7 protein-coding genes are annotated in these 17634 nt (G+C 71.6%); 2 read left to right on the top strand and 5 right to left on the bottom strand.

What is annotated here, in order from left to right; all coding sequences use genetic code 11:
- The first annotated feature begins 32 nt into the window (after positions 1-32).
- Positions 33-998, top strand: coding sequence for a helix-turn-helix domain-containing protein (locus Ate02nite_RS31595; protein ID WP_203811506.1), 966 nt, complete (start codon positions 33-35; stop codon positions 996-998).
- Positions 999-1005: 7 nt separating this feature from the next.
- On the opposite strand, the gene Ate02nite_RS31590 is transcribed toward Ate02nite_RS31595, so the two are convergent.
- The 5 genes from Ate02nite_RS31590 to Ate02nite_RS31570 all read right to left on the bottom strand — a co-directional run bounded on the left by Ate02nite_RS31590 (position 1006) and on the right by Ate02nite_RS31570 (position 13786).
- On the bottom strand, positions 1006-1665 hold the full coding sequence (locus tag Ate02nite_RS31590) for an MSMEG_1061 family FMN-dependent PPOX-type flavoprotein (protein ID WP_203811505.1): 660 nt from the start codon (positions 1663-1665) through the stop codon (positions 1006-1008).
- A gap of 22 nt (positions 1666-1687) precedes the next feature.
- Complete coding sequence (locus tag Ate02nite_RS31585) at positions 1688-2242, bottom strand: hypothetical protein (RefSeq protein ID WP_203811504.1); 555 nt, start codon at positions 2240-2242, stop codon at positions 1688-1690.
- A gap of 13 nt (positions 2243-2255) precedes the next feature.
- On the bottom strand, positions 2256-8609 hold the full coding sequence (locus Ate02nite_RS31580) for an RHS repeat-associated core domain-containing protein (protein ID WP_203811503.1): 6354 nt from the start codon (positions 8607-8609) through the stop codon (positions 2256-2258).
- Between the two features lie 13 nt (positions 8610-8622).
- Positions 8623-12264 (bottom strand): FG-GAP-like repeat-containing protein, encoded by a 3642-nt coding sequence (locus tag Ate02nite_RS31575; RefSeq protein WP_203811502.1) that lies wholly within the window; start codon positions 12262-12264, stop codon positions 8623-8625.
- Between the two features lie 103 nt (positions 12265-12367).
- Positions 12368-13786: an NB-ARC domain-containing protein gene (locus Ate02nite_RS31570; protein WP_203811501.1), complete on the bottom strand. Its 1419-nt coding sequence runs from the start codon at positions 13784-13786 to the stop codon at positions 12368-12370.
- 170 nt (positions 13787-13956) lie between these two features.
- Between Ate02nite_RS31570 and Ate02nite_RS31565 the strand changes: the two genes are divergently transcribed.
- Positions 13957-17568, top strand: a complete 3612-nt coding sequence (locus Ate02nite_RS31565; protein WP_203811500.1) for an FG-GAP-like repeat-containing protein — start codon at positions 13957-13959, stop codon at positions 17566-17568.
- Positions 17569-17634: the final 66 nt, after the last annotated feature.

Genomic DNA, 17634 nt, shown 5'->3' with positions numbered 1-17634 from the left:
GCCGGGCGGCCAAAGGGCGCTAGGTTTTGGCCATGCCCGCGCACATCGTGGCGATCCCGGTGACCGATCAGATGCCCCTCTTCGAGCTCGCGGTGCCCTGCGAGGTCTTCGGCATCGATCGCTCCGACCTCGCCGACCCGTGGTACGAACTGCGCCTGTGCGCCGCTTCCCCGGGCCGGTTGCGCAGCGCGGCCGGGATGAGCATCGACGTTCCGTACGACCTGGACGCGCTCGAGACAGCGGACACGGTCATCGTCCCCGCCTGCGCCCGGCCGACCCAGCTGGACCCGCCCGGTCACCTGCTCGACGGGCTGCGCCGGGCGCACCGGCGCGGCGCCCGCCTGGTCTCGATCTGCACCGGCGCCTATCTGCTGGCCGCGGCTGGCCTGCTCGACGGCCGGCGGGCCACCACGCACTGGATGAACGTCGTCGACTTCGCGCACCGCTTCCCGCGGGTCCGGGTCGACGGCGGGGTGCTCTTCGTCGACGAGGGCGACGTGCTCACCTCGGCCGGCACCGGCGCCGCCGTGGACGCCTGCCTGCACCTTGTCGCGTCGGACCACGGCGCGACGGTGGCCGACGCGGTGGCCCGGCGGATGGTGGTGCCACCGCAGCGCGACGGCGCCCAGGCGCAGTACGTCGAGCCGCCGGCCGGCCTCGCCCGCCGGTCCGACCTGAGCCCGGTGCTGGACTGGGCCCGGCGCCACCTGGCCGAGCAACTCACCGTGTCCGACCTGGCGCGGCAGGCCGGCATGAGCCGGCGCACCTTCGCCCGCCGGTTCGCCGAGGCGACCGGGGTCAGCCCGCTGCGCTGGCTGCTCCAGCAGCGCATCCGCTGCGCCCAGGAACTGCTGGAGTCGACCGATGACACGATCGAATCCGTCGCGCAGCGGGCCGGATTCGGGTCGTCCGGGGCGCTGCGGATGCATTTTCAGCGGTCGGTGGCGCTCTCTCCGCAGACCTACCGGCACGTCTTCCGCACCAGCCGGGCGCGCTGAGCGTTCGCTACTCGTACCGGTACTTCAGCGCGTCCGCCTCGTTCTGCTCGATGTCGGCGATGGTCAGCCCCGGCATCCGCAACTGGGCCAGCGTCACCTCGGCCGAGGTCGGCTGGGCGTCGGCCGGCAACCACTGCTCCGGTTTCCATACCCCGCCGCGCAGCAGCGCCTTCGGGCAGTGCGGATAGGCCTCCTCGATCCCCACCACCAGCGCGCTGGCCGGCGGCTTGCCCACCGCGGTCAGCTGGGACAGCAGGTCGGGGCGGGTGGAGACGCAGGCCCGGCCGTTCACCCGGAGCGTCGTGGTGCGCCCCGGGATGATGAACAGCAGCCCCGCCCGCCCGGTGGCGAGGACGTTCTGCAGGGTGTCCAGGCGCTTGTTGCCGGTCGCGTCCGGGATCGCCAGCGTCCGGTCGTCCAGGACGGCGACGAACCCGGCCGGGCCGCCACGCGGGGAGACGTCACAGTTGCCCGCGGCGTCGACGCTGGCCACCAGGACCAGCGATGAGCAGGCGATCAGCTGCCGGGTCTGCGCGGTGAGCTCGATCATCTGCTTGCGCACGGCCGCGTCGCTGGGCAGGGCGTAGGCCTGGCGCAGCGCCTCCTGGTCGGTCACGGCGTCGAGGCGCAGCGAGTCGAAGGCGCTGGCGGTAACGGCTGGCGTCATGCCCTCGACCCTAACCGGAGAATCACGGCGTGCGGTCGGCCGGAAAGAAGGGTCGCCAGTCGTCGGGCTCGGGAAGGATCGCCGGGCTGTCGGGGTCGAGCCGGCGCAGGTCCTCGTTCAACCGCTCGATCGCGTCGACGACCGCGTCGTCGTGGACACCGTCGAAGTCGGCCACTCCGGCGCCGATCCGCAGCTCGGCGGTCACACCGGGTTTCAGCTCCAGCCGGCGGCCCGCCGACTGCCGGCGGATGGCCGCCACGGTCGCGCCGACATCGACACCGAGGCTGGCCGGCACCAGCAGGAACGGTGCCGGCCAGGTGAGGTAGGTGCGGGGCGCCTTGGCCGGGAAGAACCCGAAGACGAAGTCGCCGATGAACCGGTTGGCGTCGCGCAGGCCGAGCATGCCGGCCTTCCGCATGATCTCGGTGAAATCGGCCAAGGAGAAGCCGACGACCGTCCCGGGCTCCCGCGCCGCGGCCATGATGATGTGCAGAGGCACATATTCGCGGTCGGTGGGCCGGCGCCGGACAACGGACTCGAAGGAGAACGGATCCGGCTCGGAACGGACGTCGGTCATCTGGTCGGCCTCGTTAACAGGGTGCGGACGCGAGAGTGGTTTTGTTGGCGTAGAACGTGGTGATTGCCAGCGCGGCGGAGCTTCCACAGATGTGCTGGAGCTCCTTGCTGGTCATCTTGTACCCGAGGTTGGACGTTCCGGCCACGATGCCCTCGACGTCATCCATGCCCTGCATGTTGAAGCTCATCTTGCCGCCCTTGGACCGGACCACCGAATCGATCATCGGCTTGAGGTTCTCCGGGTCGACGCTGGCTCCGCCTTTCCAGAACTTGCTGAACGGCGACTGCTTCCAGGTCTTCCCGCCGACCTCCCGGGCGAAATCGTCGAGGTAGTCGTCGACTCCCAGAGCCAGGTGCGCGTTGCTCCCGACGTCGATCGCCTCGTCGCCTTCCTTGACGAGCGCCGCGAGCGCCGGATTCTTGATCCGCCCGGCGTAAGCGCCCAGCCCTCGGACGGCCGGCACCATGCCGAGCGTGTCGACTCCCATACCCAGGGCGAACCCGCCCCAGGCCGCGGCGCCGTCGTTGTATTTCTTGTTGTGGACGAAGTCGTAGGTGCGGTCGGCCATCGAGATGCCCGCCCCGACCGCGCCGGCGATCACGCAGCCCGCCCCGGCCGTGAAGACGCACACCCCGACGCCCGCCACGGCGACGGCACCCTGAACCCAGCCCTTGTTACCGCTCCACCACCAGCCGGGATGCTTCACGCCGCACTTGAAGTCCCAGAACCCGCAGCTCGGCGGCGGCGGGGGCGGGGGCGGCGGGGTGATGCAGCGGTCGAGCGGGATGACCGGTTTGGGCGCGGCGAGCGGCCCGTACGTCATCTTCACCGGGATCTTGACCCGGAACAGCAGGTAGAAGTCGACGAAGACGACCAGCCGGTCGCCGGAGTACAGGCAGGCGCCGTCCGAACGGCAGAGCGCGTAGTAGTCCTTCTCGTAGTAGTAGCGGTAGCCGCCGCTGGTGAAGCTTCCGAAGCTGCTGCCCAGATAGACGAAGAACGTGTCCATCAGACCGCTCGGGTCGGAGTTGGTCACCGGGTTGTTGTGCGAGTAGGCGTACCCGTTGAAGCTCTGCGGGTCACCCGAGTCGAACACCGGGTCGACCGAGACGAACCGGCCCAGCGACGTGTCATACGGCCGCGCCCCGAGCTGGGTGAGCCCGGTCGGATCGGTGTAGCCGCCGACGAAGCCCCGATCGGTGACCCAGCTGGTGGTGGCGTCCCGGGACGAGCCGAACGGCGTCGAGCGCCGCTGGGACTTCGCCAGCGTCGCCGCCTGGAACGTCAGATTGTTGGTGCCGTGGTGGTCCGAGGTCAGCCAGCACAGCCCGTCGGTCGAGGTGCGGACCGCCCCGGAGCCGTAGAACCGGGTGGCTGCCACCTGGTTGCCCAGTGACACGTGCAGCTGCTGACTGCCCAGGTAGAGCGTCGCCCCGGTGGAGTCGTGGGCGATCAGCCGGGAGCCGCCGGCGTCGTACACGTAGGAGGTGGTGCCGTTGGTGTCCTTGACCTTGGCCAGATGGCCCTCGGCATCCCAGGTCAGCGCCTGCGCCGGCGTCCCGGCGACGTTGCGGCCGACCAGATTGCCGGCCTCGTCGTAGGCGTAGGTGTTGGTCTTCGTCCCGCCGACGCCGGTGTAGTCGACCCGGGTCTGCGCGTGCGGCCTGTCCGCGGTCGCCGCCGGATAGGCCGACGTGGCGGTGGTGGTGCCGCCGCTCACGTGGTCGGTCTGCGAGAGGCGGTCGCCGTTCTCGTAGTACTTCCAGGTCTGCCAGTACGGGGCCGGGCCACCGAGGACCGGGTTGACCGGTTCGGCCGTGCCACAGTTGCCGTCGGCCGGAGTCCACGCCTGGGTGAGCCGACTGTAGTAGTCGTACTGGAAGCACTGGTTGTCGTCCGGGCCGGCGCCGTACTGCGCGGTCTTGTCCTTGATCGACAGCACGTTGCCGGCCGCGTCGTACTCCGGGTACTCGTCCTGGAAGACGGCCCCGGTCTTGTTGTTGAAGACGCCGTGCTCGGCCAGCCGGCCGGTGGCCGGGTCGTAGGCGTAGAGCTGGGCCAGTTCCTTGCCGCCGCCGTCGGAGTAGACGGTGGTGCTGAGCCGGCCGAAGCTGTCGTACGCAGTCCCGGTCACGTACGTGTTCAGGCCGGACAGCGTGGTCGGCAGGCCCAGGCTGTTGTAGCCGTACTGGATCGTCTCCTCGGGAAGCGCGGCGACCGCGTTGCCGCCGATCCGTGGCAGTGTCGCCGACTTCACCGAACCGTCCGCGTTGTACCGGGTCGTGGTGGTGTACGTGCCGGCCAGTAGTCCCTCGGTGGCCGGGATGGTGACCGACGCGCTGGTCACCTGGCCGGCGGCGTCGTACCCGCCGATCGAGGACGTGTACTGCGAGCCGTCGTCGGCGTACCTCGTGCTGGCGGTCTGCAGTCCTTTGCGCAGCGTGTCGAAGGTGGTCCGGGACAGCAGTGTTCCGGTGCCCGCCGGGCCCTGCCAGCGGTCGGCCACCCGGCCCAGCTCGTCGTAGACGTTCGTGCGGGTGATGTGCCGCGCATCGGTCACGGTGAGCTGCTGGTCGGCGTCGTCGTAGGTGTACGTGGTGGCGCCACGGTCCGGGTCGTCGGTCGCGGTCAACCGGCCGCGCTGGTCGTACTCGAAGGTCCAGACGCTCCCCATCGGGTCGGTGATCTTCGAGCTGTTCCCGCGCTTGTCGAACTCGTACCGGGTGACGGCCTGGTCCCCGGCCGGCACGTTCGAGTGGTACTGGACGTGCTTGGTGACCTGCCCGATCGCGTTCATCCAGGTGGTCGTAGCGGTGCCGCCCGGTGGGGCCGAGGCGTCGGTGTGGTCACCGCCGAACCTCGTGGTGGTTCGATACTTCTCCACGCCGTTGGCCTGGAAGACCACGTCGGTGGCACGGCCCGCGTTGTCGTACCCGGTGATCGTCCGTCCTGGCGTCGGTGAGCTGGGGACGAACAGCTGCCCCCAGGAGATCCCGGCCTGGAAGTAGGCCGCGTTCGCCTGCACCGCGAGTCCGCGCGAGTCGTACAGGGTGTCGGTCAGGATCACGCCACCGCCGGGCGCTGGCGTCTGCGTCTGGCGCGGCCGCAGCTGCCCGTCGTACACCTGGTAGGTGGTGTTGTAGCCGGTGCCGTCGGTGTTCAGCGTCGCGGTGGCGACCGAGGAGGCGGAGGTGGTGCCGCCCAGCACGTACGCGTACTGCGCGCTCGGGCTCTGCGTCGCCCGGTCCCGCCCGGGCTCCCACACCCGGACGAGCCGGCCGAGCGCGTCGTACTCGAGATCGGTCCGGGCCCCGTTCGGGTCGAGCTTGGAGACCGGGTTTCCGTATGCGGGATCGAGCGTGGTCGAACTGACCCAGCCCTTCGCGTTGGTGGTGAGCACGCCGGTGGGCAGCGAACCGGCCTTGGGCGTGTACTCGGTGGTGGTCTGGTAGCCGAGGGTGTCCTTCGAGGTGAGCACCCGGCCGTACTTGTCGTAGGTGGCCTTGTTCTTGGCCAGGTAGCGCGGCGTGCCGCCAGTGACGTCGGCCAACTGTTCACTCTGGGCGACTTCGCCGAGGGTGACCTTCTGGTCGAAGGTGGTGGCTTGGTCGTAAATGGTGCGGGTGTCCGAGACAACGTCGGTGGCCAGGTTCGGGGTGGTGGAGCAGTTCACCGCGACCTTGCGTTGCTCGGCCACGGCGTTCCGGATCCGCCCGGCCGGGTCGGTGGCGTACGTCGTCGTGGTGCACCGGTCGTCGTCGGCGGTCGAGACGTCGTTGAGGTCCTCGGTCCGGACGATCCGGCCGATCGGATCGGCCGTACCGGCGTCGAAGTCGAACGTGTTGCTGGTCGAGCTGGTGAGCCAGCCGCGGGCCGCGTCGAGCGCCATCTTGGTGGTGGACGACTTGGTGTTCACCACGTACGCGCTGGTGGTGATGCCGTTGCGGGTGCGGGTCGCGGTGGGCCCGTGCGCCCACGGCGTGGTCAGCGTCTTGGACAGGACCGGGGCGGTGTCCCCGACGCCGTTGTAGACGATGGTCTCCCGGCTCTGGCCGTAGAGCCAGTTCTCGTCGTTGACCGCATCGCCGCCGAAGTCCGGGTCGGCCGGGATGGTGACCGTCCGGGTGCCGGAGCTGGTCTTGTCGCCGTGCATGCCGCGGAAGTAGATGGTGTCGGCCTGTTGCCGGTTGCTGTCGGCGGCGCCGGTCACCGTCCGCACCCGGGAGTAACCGCGCCACTGTCCCCACGAGCGGTGGTTGGCCGGCACCAGCTCGCTGTCGTCGGCGTGCCAGGCCGGACTGTCGTAGCTGTAGGTGGTGACCTGGGTCGCGTTGTGCCCGGTCGGGTCGGCCACGGTCACGCCGGTCACCACGTACTTGTGGAACCAGTCGAACGTGGCGGCCGTGCCGCCGTACGGCGTCCACCAGACCGGATAGCAGCGTTTGGTGTTGGTGTCGGCGGCGGCCGGCATGTTCGAGCCGAGCACGCACTCCGGCTGCGAGTAGGTCACCGCCACCACGCCGCCGGCCTCGTTGACCACCGAGGAGATCCGGAACCGGATGATCGGGTCCTTGGTCGCGGCCTTGTCGACCCGGTTGCCGAGCTGCACGCCGGTGAAGGTCACCCCCGGGGTGCTGACCGGCGTTCCGTTCAGGCCGGTGACGCCGACGCCGTTGAGCCAGAGGGTCTTGGCCCGCCCGTCACCGGGGTCCTTGAAGACGTGGTCGAGCGTCCAGCGCTGCACGTCCCGGTAGTCGGTGCCGGTGCCGCTCCAGACCTGGGTGGTCACCGTGGCCAGCATCTTCTGGGTGAAGAAGCCCGGCGCGAACACGGTCGAGCAGGACGTGGCCGACGTGCACTGCATGTCCCACGGCACGTCCGGCCAGTTCGACGGGGTCGACGAGGTGCAGGTCGAACCCTGGGTCACACATCGGTCCTGCACGCCGAACAGCACCCGGGCCGGAGCGGCGCCGACCGAGTAGGTGCTGTCCACCCCACCCTCGCGCCGGGTGCCGTACTCGATGCGGTCCAGGTGGCCGCCCCGGGTGTACGTCGACACCGAGGAAGCGGTGACGTTGCGGGCGTAATTGTTGGTCTCGGGGGCGTACCAGAAGCTCTCGCTGTTGTTGTGCGGATCAACGACATAGTCCAAATTCCAGCTGTACGCCTGGGTGCACCAGGCGCTGGCGAAGGTGGCGTTATAGCACGGCTCGCCCGCGTTGTTGCCGAACACCGGCACGGTGTAGACGGACTGGGTGGTGGCCTTGCCGGTGCTCCAGCCGGGGAGCTGGTTGAGACCGAACCAGTACTCCCAGCCGTCGGTGGTGGAGACCTTCCAGTGCTCGCCGTTGCGGGCGCCGTTGCTCGCCCCGGTCAGGCGCTCGACCCGGGTCCCGTCGTCGTTCTTCAGCTTCCACACGTCCGGGCTGGTGGAGACCTGGATCAGCTCGCCGGAGTGTCCCGGCAACGAGATGGCCGCGTTGTCGGTGCCCCAGCAGAGGTCGCCGATCCCGGTCTTGCCGTCGTCGGCGCAGGCCGGATAGGTGCGGCTGATCGCCCCGGAGGAGTAGTCGAAGCCGTCCCCGATCCAGGACGGCTGGCTGTTGGACGCCGCGGTCTTTCCGTCCAGCGATTGCGCGGAATAGGACAGTCCGACCGAGGGCGAGGGGCCGCCGAACGCGTTCGGTGTGGCCATCGGGTAGGACCAGCTGAAGTCGCCCGACTGCCCGCCCGCGCTCCAGGTGCTGGTCGGCGAGAGCGCGGTGGCCGAGTAGTCGCCACCACCGCCGGTCGACTGCGGCCCGGACGCCAGGGCCACCATCGAGCCGGCCGCGAGCGGGACGGTCGCGCTCAGCGCCGCGCCGCTCGCGTCCCGGGTGGTGGCCAGGTCGGTCTGCGCGCACCCGGCCGCGTCCGGGGTGGTCAGCGCGCACTCGGGCAGGCTGACCAGCCGCAGCCGGCCGGCCCAGTCGCCGCCGTAGGCGTCCCGGAAGCCGGACGTGTCGATGGTGACCCGGGCCGAGCCGCCGGCGGCCGCCTTGGCGCTGTCCGTGCGGGACAGCTTGACGACCAGTGGCCGTCCGGCGGTCTTCGACCGGTCGACGACCTCCGTCCGCACGTCCGCCGACGAAACCTTGATGGACGCGGCGGCCTTGCTCACGGTCGACGGCCAGGTGACCGCGGGCGCCGCGCGCATGTTCCGGTCGGCGGTCGGGTCGGTGACCGCGGCGCCGGGCTTCACGTACTTTCCCGGCGCCGACGGCACCGCCTTGGGTTTGGCGATGGTCTTGGGCACGGCGGCGTAGGCCGGTGCCGAGAGGGCGTTCGCCGTGATGGCCAGGGCCACCACGAGTGCGATCTTCTTCATCGGACCTCTCCTGTCAGGCGACCGGGTGGAGGGTGAAGAGCTGCTGGTTGACGCCGGTGCAGGCCCACTGCTGGACGAACACCCCGTCGGCGGTGCCGGCCCCGATCACGTCGAAGCAGGAGCCGCTGTACATCGGGCGGATGCTGACCACCGCGTCGACGCCCGGCTGCCCGCCGGACTGGTACCAGAGCTGCAGGTTCTGCCACTGCGGGCCGCACGAGTTGGAGTCGACCTGGGCGCCGTTGGTGAGCGGGCCGCCGGGCACGCCGAGGCACTTGCCGGTGGTGTGCGCCGGCTCGATCCAGGCCTGGCCGCCGCCGTTGACGTGCAGGGTGAACCGCTGCTGGGCCACGCCCGAGCAACCCCACTGCTGGACCCGTACGTTCTCGCCGGTGCCGGCGCTGAACACGTCCAGGCACCGGCCCGAGTGCAGCGCCCTGATCTCGTACTTCTGATCGGGGTTGTCGGGTGGCAGGGAACCGGCGCCGACCGGTCCGGTGGCGCCGGACCAGTGGGTGACCGCGGCGCCGAACGCGGCGCCGGTCGAGGAAACCGTCCAGGCCCGGGTCTGGTACGCGCCGCAGCAGTGATAGACCAGCCCGACGTCGGCCCGGCCGTCACCGTTGTAGTCACCGGCCGCCGGCTCGGTCGCCGGCCAGTTCCACGACCAGGCGCCGCCGCCGTTCCACCAGGACGACCAGCCGTTCATCGTGCCGTCGGCCTTGGCGGTGAACACCAGCAGGCTGACGTTGGAGCTGTTGTAGTCGTAGAACGCGGCCACGTCGCTCTTGCCGTCACCGGTGAAGTCGCCGGCCACGAACTTGGCGTGGCTCCAGGCGAACCCGCCCGCGGTGGAGTCCCACTGCATCGCCCCGGTGGTCAGGATGAAACCGGTCGAGTAGTGCATCCAGAGCTTGGTCTGCTCGCTGCCGTAGTCGTAGAACTCGGCCACGTCGGCCAGCCGGTCGCCGTTCATGTCCCCGGCGACGATCTTGATGCGGTTCCAGTCGGACTGCCCGGGCGCCGCCGCGTGCCACACCGACGGCTCCCCGAAGGCGAGCCCGGCCGAGGCGGACAGCATCACCCGGTACTCCCAGGCGGCGTTGCCGAGGTTGTAGAGGGCGGCGACGTCGGCCCGGCCGTTGCCGTCGAAGTCCCCGGCGACCATCTTGATGTTCGCCAGCGACCAGCCCGGCAGCGTCCGCAGCACGACCGAGCTCAGCAGCGCGTTGCCGTCCGACCGCTGGACGCCGAGCAGCACGTTCGAGCCGGACTGGGTGAGGGTCGCGACGTCGGACAGGCCGTCGCCGTCGAAGTCCCCGTGGGCGGTCTGGAAGCTGCCGTTGGCGAAGGCGCCGTCGTTGAGCTGCGGGGCGATCGCTCCGGCCAGCGCACCGGACGGGGTGGAGTCCCACCGCCAGAACGCGCTGCGGCCACCGCCCACATCGGAGGCGACGGTCAGGTCGGCCCGGCCGTCCCCGGTCGCGTCCCCGGTGACCTTCGGCGGCGCCGTGCCGGCGTTCGCCAGGAACCGGGCGGCGGTGGTGGCGCCGGCCGTGCCGTCGGCCTTCACGGCCTGGGCCACGATGCCGTCGTAGGAGATCGACCCGGCCGGCGGGACGATCGCGGCGGTGGCCGTGCCGTCCGGTCCGGCCGCCACCCAGCTGGTCGGCTGGGCGTCGGCGTCGGGAGTGACGCCGTACCGGTACCCGACCACCCGGCCGGCGTCGGCCGGATCGGGCGTGAGGGTCACCCGGGCGGTCTGCCCGGCGATCGCGGTGGCGGCGGGTGGCGGCGGGATGCCCGGCCCGATCCGCAGCGCCAGGTCGGTGCTGGTGAGGCCGGGTGGCAGCGGGGCGGTGTTGTCGACCAGCAGGTAGCAGGCCGGGCTCAAGCCGCCGGCCATGTTGCTGTCGTTGTCGACGCCCCGGACCTGCCAGGACACCGCGGCGCCGTCGGCGAAGGCGACGGCCGGAATGGTGGTCTGGTGCACCGATCCGGAGGTCATCCCCGCGGTCTCCGGGGCGGGGGCGTACCCGGCCGGGATACCGGTCACCGACCACTCCGCTTTGACCAGGTCACCGGCGCCCGCGTCGGCGTCGGTGAGCACCGCGCTGAGTTTGAGGCCGTTGGCGGTGCTGACCCGGGTCGGGCTCGCCGCCGAGAGGCCGCAGCTGGTCTGGGCGGCCGGACCGACCTTGAGGTCGGCCAGCGCGGGAGTGTCCGGCGCGTGGTCGTAGCGGATGTGCAGCACCGCGGTGGCCGAGTCGAACCGCTTCCACTGCTGGTTGGTGCCCTCGTTGACGGCCTGCAGGCCGAGCGTCAGGTCACCCCAGCCCTGGCTGTACGCGTACTGCACCATTCCGGTCGTGTCGAAGCTGACCGTGCCCGGTCCGGCGCAGCCGTTGGCGTTGCCGACGGCGTGGTTGCCGGCCGCCTGCGCGGTGTGCCCGCCGTCCCAGGCCGGCTGGTTGTTCCAGGTGGTGCCGGACGAGATGGCGCCGGCGATGACCCAGAGTTTCGCGTTGGAGGCGGTGTTGCAGGTCCACGACCACTTCTGGGTGATCTCGAAGTTCGAGCTGAGAACGGTCGCCCCGGCCGCGCCGTAGGTCTCCATCCGGAACATCGAACGGACCTTGTAGAGCGCGCTGGTGCAGGTGTTCCCGCTGTAGCTGTCGCAGGTCGCGCCGGCCCCGGCGTCACCGTAGGTGGCCGAGTTGTTCATGAACGTCCGCTGCCAGAACGCCGAGCCGGCCAGGTCGGAGCGGCTGGCCACGACCGACCAGGCGTTGCCCGACTTGCCGCCGGTGAAGGTCGGGTCGAGGTAGACCGGGTACTTGGTCGCCGGGTCGGTCAGGAAGTTCCGGTCCGGCGCGACGTGCAGCTTCCGGCCGGCGATCCGCTCGCCCATCTTCCGCACCCGCGGGGTCCGCTGCGCCGAGTCCCACATCAGCGCCCGGGGGGAGGTGAAGACCTCGTTTCCCGAGCTGTCGGTGGCGGTCACGCCGCCGTCCGCGGCGCTCTTGAGCTGTACGCCGGTGGTCGTCATGCCGAAGCCCAGCTCGGTCAGCGCCGGGTTGGCCGCGGCCTGTGCGTTCTTGACCACCAGCACCTCGGAGAAGCCGTCGGCGAGCGCGGTCACCTGGAGGTCGACGTCCGGCAGCACCTCCGGATAGGTCGCGGTGGCGCCGGCGAGCACCGGCTCGGGCAGCGCGGCGGGCCAGGACAACGCCACGCTCCGGTCCCCGTCGGCCAGCGTGGCCAGCGGCTCCGTGCTCCCGCCGGCGGAGAAGGCGACCGGAAGCAGCGTCGCGCCGGGCACCACGGTGTCGCCGGCGAAGTGCAGGCCGGTGTCCAGATCGGTCCACGACCCGTCGGCCCGTTGCACCCAGCGCGGCGCCGCGAACTGCTCGACGGTGGCCGAACCGTCGGCCGCGATCACCGTGCGGGACGAGTTGGTGCGCCGGTCGAGCGCCTCCACCGGGCCACCGCAGGTGCGGGCGGCGGCGACCGCGCCGGCGGTGATCGCCCGCGACGCGGGACAGGCCGCCGGCGCCGCGGCCGCACCGGCGAACGGGGCCGCGGCGGCGGCCAGAGAGAGAGTGAGCAGTGCGCGCAGCACCGTGCGCGCACGACTTTTCGTCGTGTCAGCCATATTTGGTTCCCCCGTGAAACGCCGCGGTCCCCAGTCGCCGCGAGCAATATCAAGTTGGCAGCCGAGCACGGACGGCCGCGAAATCCCGACCGAATCCGAACGGTCAGAAATCGACGACGTTCAGTCCGGCGGCGGCCAGCCGGGCCAGCGCCGCCTCCCGCTCGGGCCGGCGGTCCTCGTCGAGAGCGCGGTTGAGCGCGTACGTGCGAACCAGACCGTGCAACGACCAGCGTCCCGGCGAACCGGCCTGCAGCAGGTGGTCGCCGGCCAGCTCGCGCAGGTGCGCCTCGGCGGCGGCGAGGCCGAGCCCGGTCAGCGCGGCCGCCGCCGGGACGTCCAGGCCGGGCCCGGCATGCAGGGCCAGCAGCCGCAGCACCCGCCGCCGGACCGTGGTCAGGTGCTGATAGGACAGGTCGATCGCAAGCTCGATGCCGGTCTCCAGCCGGCCGCCCGCGTGCCGCTCGTCCAGCCAGTCGGCGTGGTCGGTCAGCGTCCAGCCGGGCTTGGCCCGCAGGTGGCCGGCGACCAGGCCGAGTGCCAGCGGGAGGTGGCCGCAGCGGTCGGCTATCCGGGTGCCGGCCGCCGGGTCGGCACCGGTCTCGACCTCCGGCGCGGCCCGGGTGAGGAACCGCCGGGCCTCGGCCGGGGTGAACACGCCGAGCGGGAGGTGGGCCGCCGGCGGGGGCCCGGTCAGCGTCCGGCGGCTGGTGATCAGCGCGGCACAACCGGCGGTGCGCGGCAGCAGCAACCGGACCTGGGCGTCATCGGCGGCGTTGTCGAGCACGACAAGCGTCCGGGTGCCGGTCAGCAACGAGCGGTAGTCGCGGGCGCGGCCGGCCACGTCGTACGGCAGCTTCCGGCCCGGCGTGCCGAGCACCCGGAGGAACCCGTCGAGGACGGCGGCCGGGTCGGCCGGCGGCTGGGCCGGGTCGGGGTGGAAGCCGCGCAGGTCGACGGTGAGGACGCGGTCGAACACCCGGTCGCGATGCAGGGCGTACCCGGCCTGCCGGGCCAGCTGGGTCTTGCCGACCCCGGCCATGCCCTCGACCGCGGCCAGCCCGCCCGTACCGGTCAGCAGCCCGCGCAGGCGGTCGAGCTCGGCCGCCCGGCCGGTGAACCCGGCCGCCCCCGATGGTGCGCAGTCCTGCACCCGGACCTGGGCCGCGGCACTGCGCTCGCCGCCCACGACCTGCAGCGCCTGGCGCCATTGCGCCACATAGCCCGGATCGGTGTGCAGCGCCTCCACCAGCGCCAGCACGAGATCGGTGTTGACCCGCCGCCGGCCGGGCCGGAAGCAGTCCACCACCGTGGTCTTGGCCGCCATCTCGCGCTCCGGGCGCCCGGCGGCGGCCCAGCGGGCGTTGACCCGCTCCTTGATGGTCTCGAACGACGGATCGCCGGCCCAGACCTTCAGGGCCCGCAGCCTCTGCACCAGATCGTCGAGGGTGGTGGCCCGCCCCGGATCGGGCAGGCTCAGGTGCCGGCGCGCCGACCGCGCCATCTCGTCCGCCACCAGTGTCATCGTCCACCGGCCTTCCCCTGCTGACCGTCCACAATAGTCTCGTCGCCGATCCCGAGTCGGCCCTCTGACCAGGCAATTGAGGTTCTGTTGACAGTGCCGTGAGGGGTGCGGCCGATGCTGTGCCGGTGCTGACTCAGACGTTTCGATCAGGACGTGCGCTCGTTCTCGCCGTGACGCTCGCGGCCCTCACCCTGCCGTTCGTCCCGGCCCGGCCGGCGCACGCGGCGCCCTCCTCCTGTCCCGACGCGGCGGCCGACGCGGGGGCGGCCGCGGCGGTGGCCAAGTCGTGCGGCGGGGGCGTCGAGGCGCTCGACCGGCGTACCGAGGCGTCCCGGACGGTGATCGAGCGGGACGGGACCGCGACGACCGAGAACTACGTCACGCCGCGCTGGGTGCGCCGGGCCGACGGGTCGTGGACCGGGCTCGACACGACCCTGCGGCGCACCGGCGACACCCTGACCCCGGTGGCCACGCTGCTGCCGGTGACGTTCTCGGCCGGCGGTTCGGGGCCGTTCGCCACCATCGCGTCCGGCACCCGCAGCGTGGCGCTGACCTGGCCCGCCCCACTCCCGGAACCGGTCGTCGCCGGACCGTCGGCGACCTACCCCGAGGTGCTGCCCGGGGTCGACCTGAAGGTCACCGCGCTGGCCCAGGGGTTCTCCGAGGTGCTGGTGGTGAAATCGGCGGCCGCGGCGGCCAACCCGAAGCTGTCGACGGTGACATTCGGGACCTCGGCGAACGGGGTGAAGCTGTCCGCGGCGGCCGACGGGGGCGTGCGGGCGGTCGACGGGTCCGGTGCGGAAGTGTTCACCTCGCCTCGGGCGATGATGTGGGACGCGAGCGGTAACGCGCTCACCGGCGCGCCGCCGAGGATGCGCGCGATGGGGGAGCGTCTCGACGGCGCGAACCTGCACGTCGTACCGGACAAGGGTTTTCTGGCCGACCCGGCGACGCGCTATCCGGTGTCGATCGACCCGATCTTCACCGGCGGTAAGTCGGGCAACGCCTGGTCGGTCGTGGCCAGCCGCTCCGACCTGGCCGGCTCGGCGTTCTGGCAGCGGACGTTCATGAGCAACGCCGCGACCTACGGCGACGCGGGCGCCGGCCTGACCTGCGACAGCTACACCGGCAACACCTGCAACAGCACGCCGTACGTGGTCCGCTCGCTGTTCCGGATGGAGACCTACGGCGCGGCCGGGGCGACCGTTCTCAGCTCGAACTTCGAGATCACCCAGAAGTGGTCGTGGACCTGCAACACCGCCTCCAACGCGAAGCTGTGGATCACCGGCGGCATCTCGTCCACGACCACCTGGAACTCCCAGCCCTTCTGGGACGGCCATACCGCGGAGGCGGCCGGCAATCACGCCGTCGGCAACGCCAACGGCTGCGCCGGACCGGGCACGGTGAGCTTCGATGCGACCGGCCTGGTGCAGTACGGCTTCAGTCAGGGCTGGTCCGACCTGACTCTCGGCCTGCGCGCGGTCAACGAGGGCACCAACCTGCAGTGGAAGCGGTTCGACTCCGGGACGGCGGTCCTGCGCATCCGCTACGACCACGCACCGGCCCAGCCGTCGCTCGGCGACCTGCGGGTCGGGCCGTCGGCCGAGACGGTCTGCGGCGCGTCGGCCGCGAGCGCCACCCACGTCAACACCACAAACGGCCTCAAGCTGTCGGCCGTGCTGACCGACGCCGATGCCGGCCTCGGTGACCTGGTGCGAGCCCGCTGGTCGGTGACCGGCGTCGCGCCGCAGTACGCCCCGCTGGACGAGGCGGCCGGCCTGACCTCGGGTTCGGCGCACGCCACCACGATCCCGGCGGCGGCGTTCGCCGACGGCGCCGCGGTCTCCTGGCAGGTGCAGGGCCTGGACACCGACAGCGGGATGGCCGGCGCGCCCAGCCCGAGCTGCTATCTGGTGGTGGACAACGTGGCCCCGCAGCCACCCGCGCTCAGCAGCACCGATCTGATCCTGCGGATCGGCCTCGGCATCCCGCCCCCGGTCGGCCCACACTCGATCGCCGGGCAGAGCGCCGCGGTGACGTTCGCCCCGGCCGGTGCCGACGCGGGCCGGATCGTCGGCTACCGGTACGGCGTCGCCGCCGACGCCGACGCGGCCCTCGGCCAGTGGGTGCCGGCCGGGCTCGGCGGCACCGCGACGGCGACCGTGGTGCCGCCTCCGGCGCTGGCCTACGCGAGCCTGTCGGTCGCCTCGGTCAAGGCCGACGGCACGATCGGCACCGCCACCACCGCCCGCTTCCGGGCCGACCCGGCGACCGGCACGCCGCACGTGCCGGGCGACGCCACCGGTGACGGCCGGGCCGACCTCACCGTGGCCGGGGACGTGGGCGGCGGTCGCAGCACGCTGTGGCGGTGGGGTTCGACCGCGGCCCCCGCCGTCTTCGGCCCGGCCCAGGCGCCGCAGGGCAATGCCGGCATCTACGTCAACGGCCAGTTCGCGGCCACCCCGGGCGACTTCGACGGCGACGGCCGGTCCGACGTGGCGACCTTCACCCAGTCCGGCTCGGACGCCCTGCTGTCGGTGCAACGATCGGACGGCAACCAGTTGCTCAGCAGCCCGGAACTGCGGCGGATGGCGGGCTGGCAGGCCGGGAAGATCAAGGCGGCGGCCGGCGACTTCAACGCCGACGGCAAGGACGACGTGCTCGCCGCGTACGACAACGGCAACGGCTGGCTCGGCTACCTGTTCGTGGCCACGGGCGGGCCGGAGGCACCGGCGTTCGCCGCCCCGCTGAGCTTCACCGGCGGCGCCTTCGGCTGGTCGACGATCGCGGTGGCGGTGGGCGACTTCGACGGCGACCAGCGTGCCGACGTCTACGAGATCTCCGACGCCGGGAGTTGCGGCACCGAGATGCGGTTCCACCAGACGTCGGCCACCCTCACCTCGGGCTGGGGCCAGCTGCGCTACAGCTCGGGCGCGAACACGCTGTGCTGGGGTCCGGCCAAGTTCGTCGCCGGCGACTTCAACCACGACGGCCGGGCCGACCTGGCCGCGACCGTGGACCGCACCGTCTGCCAGACGCAGCTGTGGCGGTGGACGACGGCCGACGCGTCGACGCTCGGTGCGCCGGTCACCGCCTGGGACTCGGGACCGAACGCCTGGTGCACCGCGGCGGTGACGCCGCAGCCGGGTGACTTCAACGGGGACGGCAACGTCGACATCGGACTCGTGTACCGCTGCTGCGGCCCCTATCAGGCGCAGGCCTGGACGGCCCTGTCCACCGGCCCCGGGTTCGCCGCCCCGGTCGAGGTCGCCGCCGGTGGGCTGGGCCCGGTCGGGGCGGCGTCGGTCGACCTCGACACCCGGCTCGGTACCGGGCAGACGACCTACCAGGTCGTCAACGCGAGCGCCGGGACCTGCGCCGACGATACGACCGGTCTCCTGGTCGGGCAGCCGTGCGCGCCGACCACGCACCAACTGGTGACGGTCGAGCGGCGCGGCGCGCAGTACGTGTCGATCCATCCGAAGGACAACCCGGCGGCCTGCTACGACATCAATTACGCCAACAGTGCCGACCAGACCCCGATCGGCCCGATCACCTGCCACGGTGTCGCGACCCAGCTGTACATGCTCGCGCAGTACTGGACGGTCGAGTACCTCTCCGGGCCGCCGTCGGCGCCGGCGGTGCGGTTGACCACCCCGCTGTCCGGCAAGTGCTTCGACCTCGACAACGCCCGGGCGACGCCGGGCACGACCATCTGGGAGTACGGCTGCAACGGCGGAATTGCCCAGTCCTGGTTCCTGCGGCCGGTCGCCGCCGGATAACGCCGCGTTATCGAAAACCCGACGCTGCGTAGCTTGTACACACCCGGCCGAATAGCATCATCCGCG

This window comes from Paractinoplanes tereljensis, from assembly GCF_016862435.1.
GTDB lineage: Bacteria > Actinomycetota > Actinomycetes > Mycobacteriales > Micromonosporaceae > Actinoplanes > Actinoplanes tereljensis.
The sequence above is the reverse complement of the archived record's forward strand: the minus strand, read 5'-3'. Positions and strand labels throughout refer to the sequence as shown.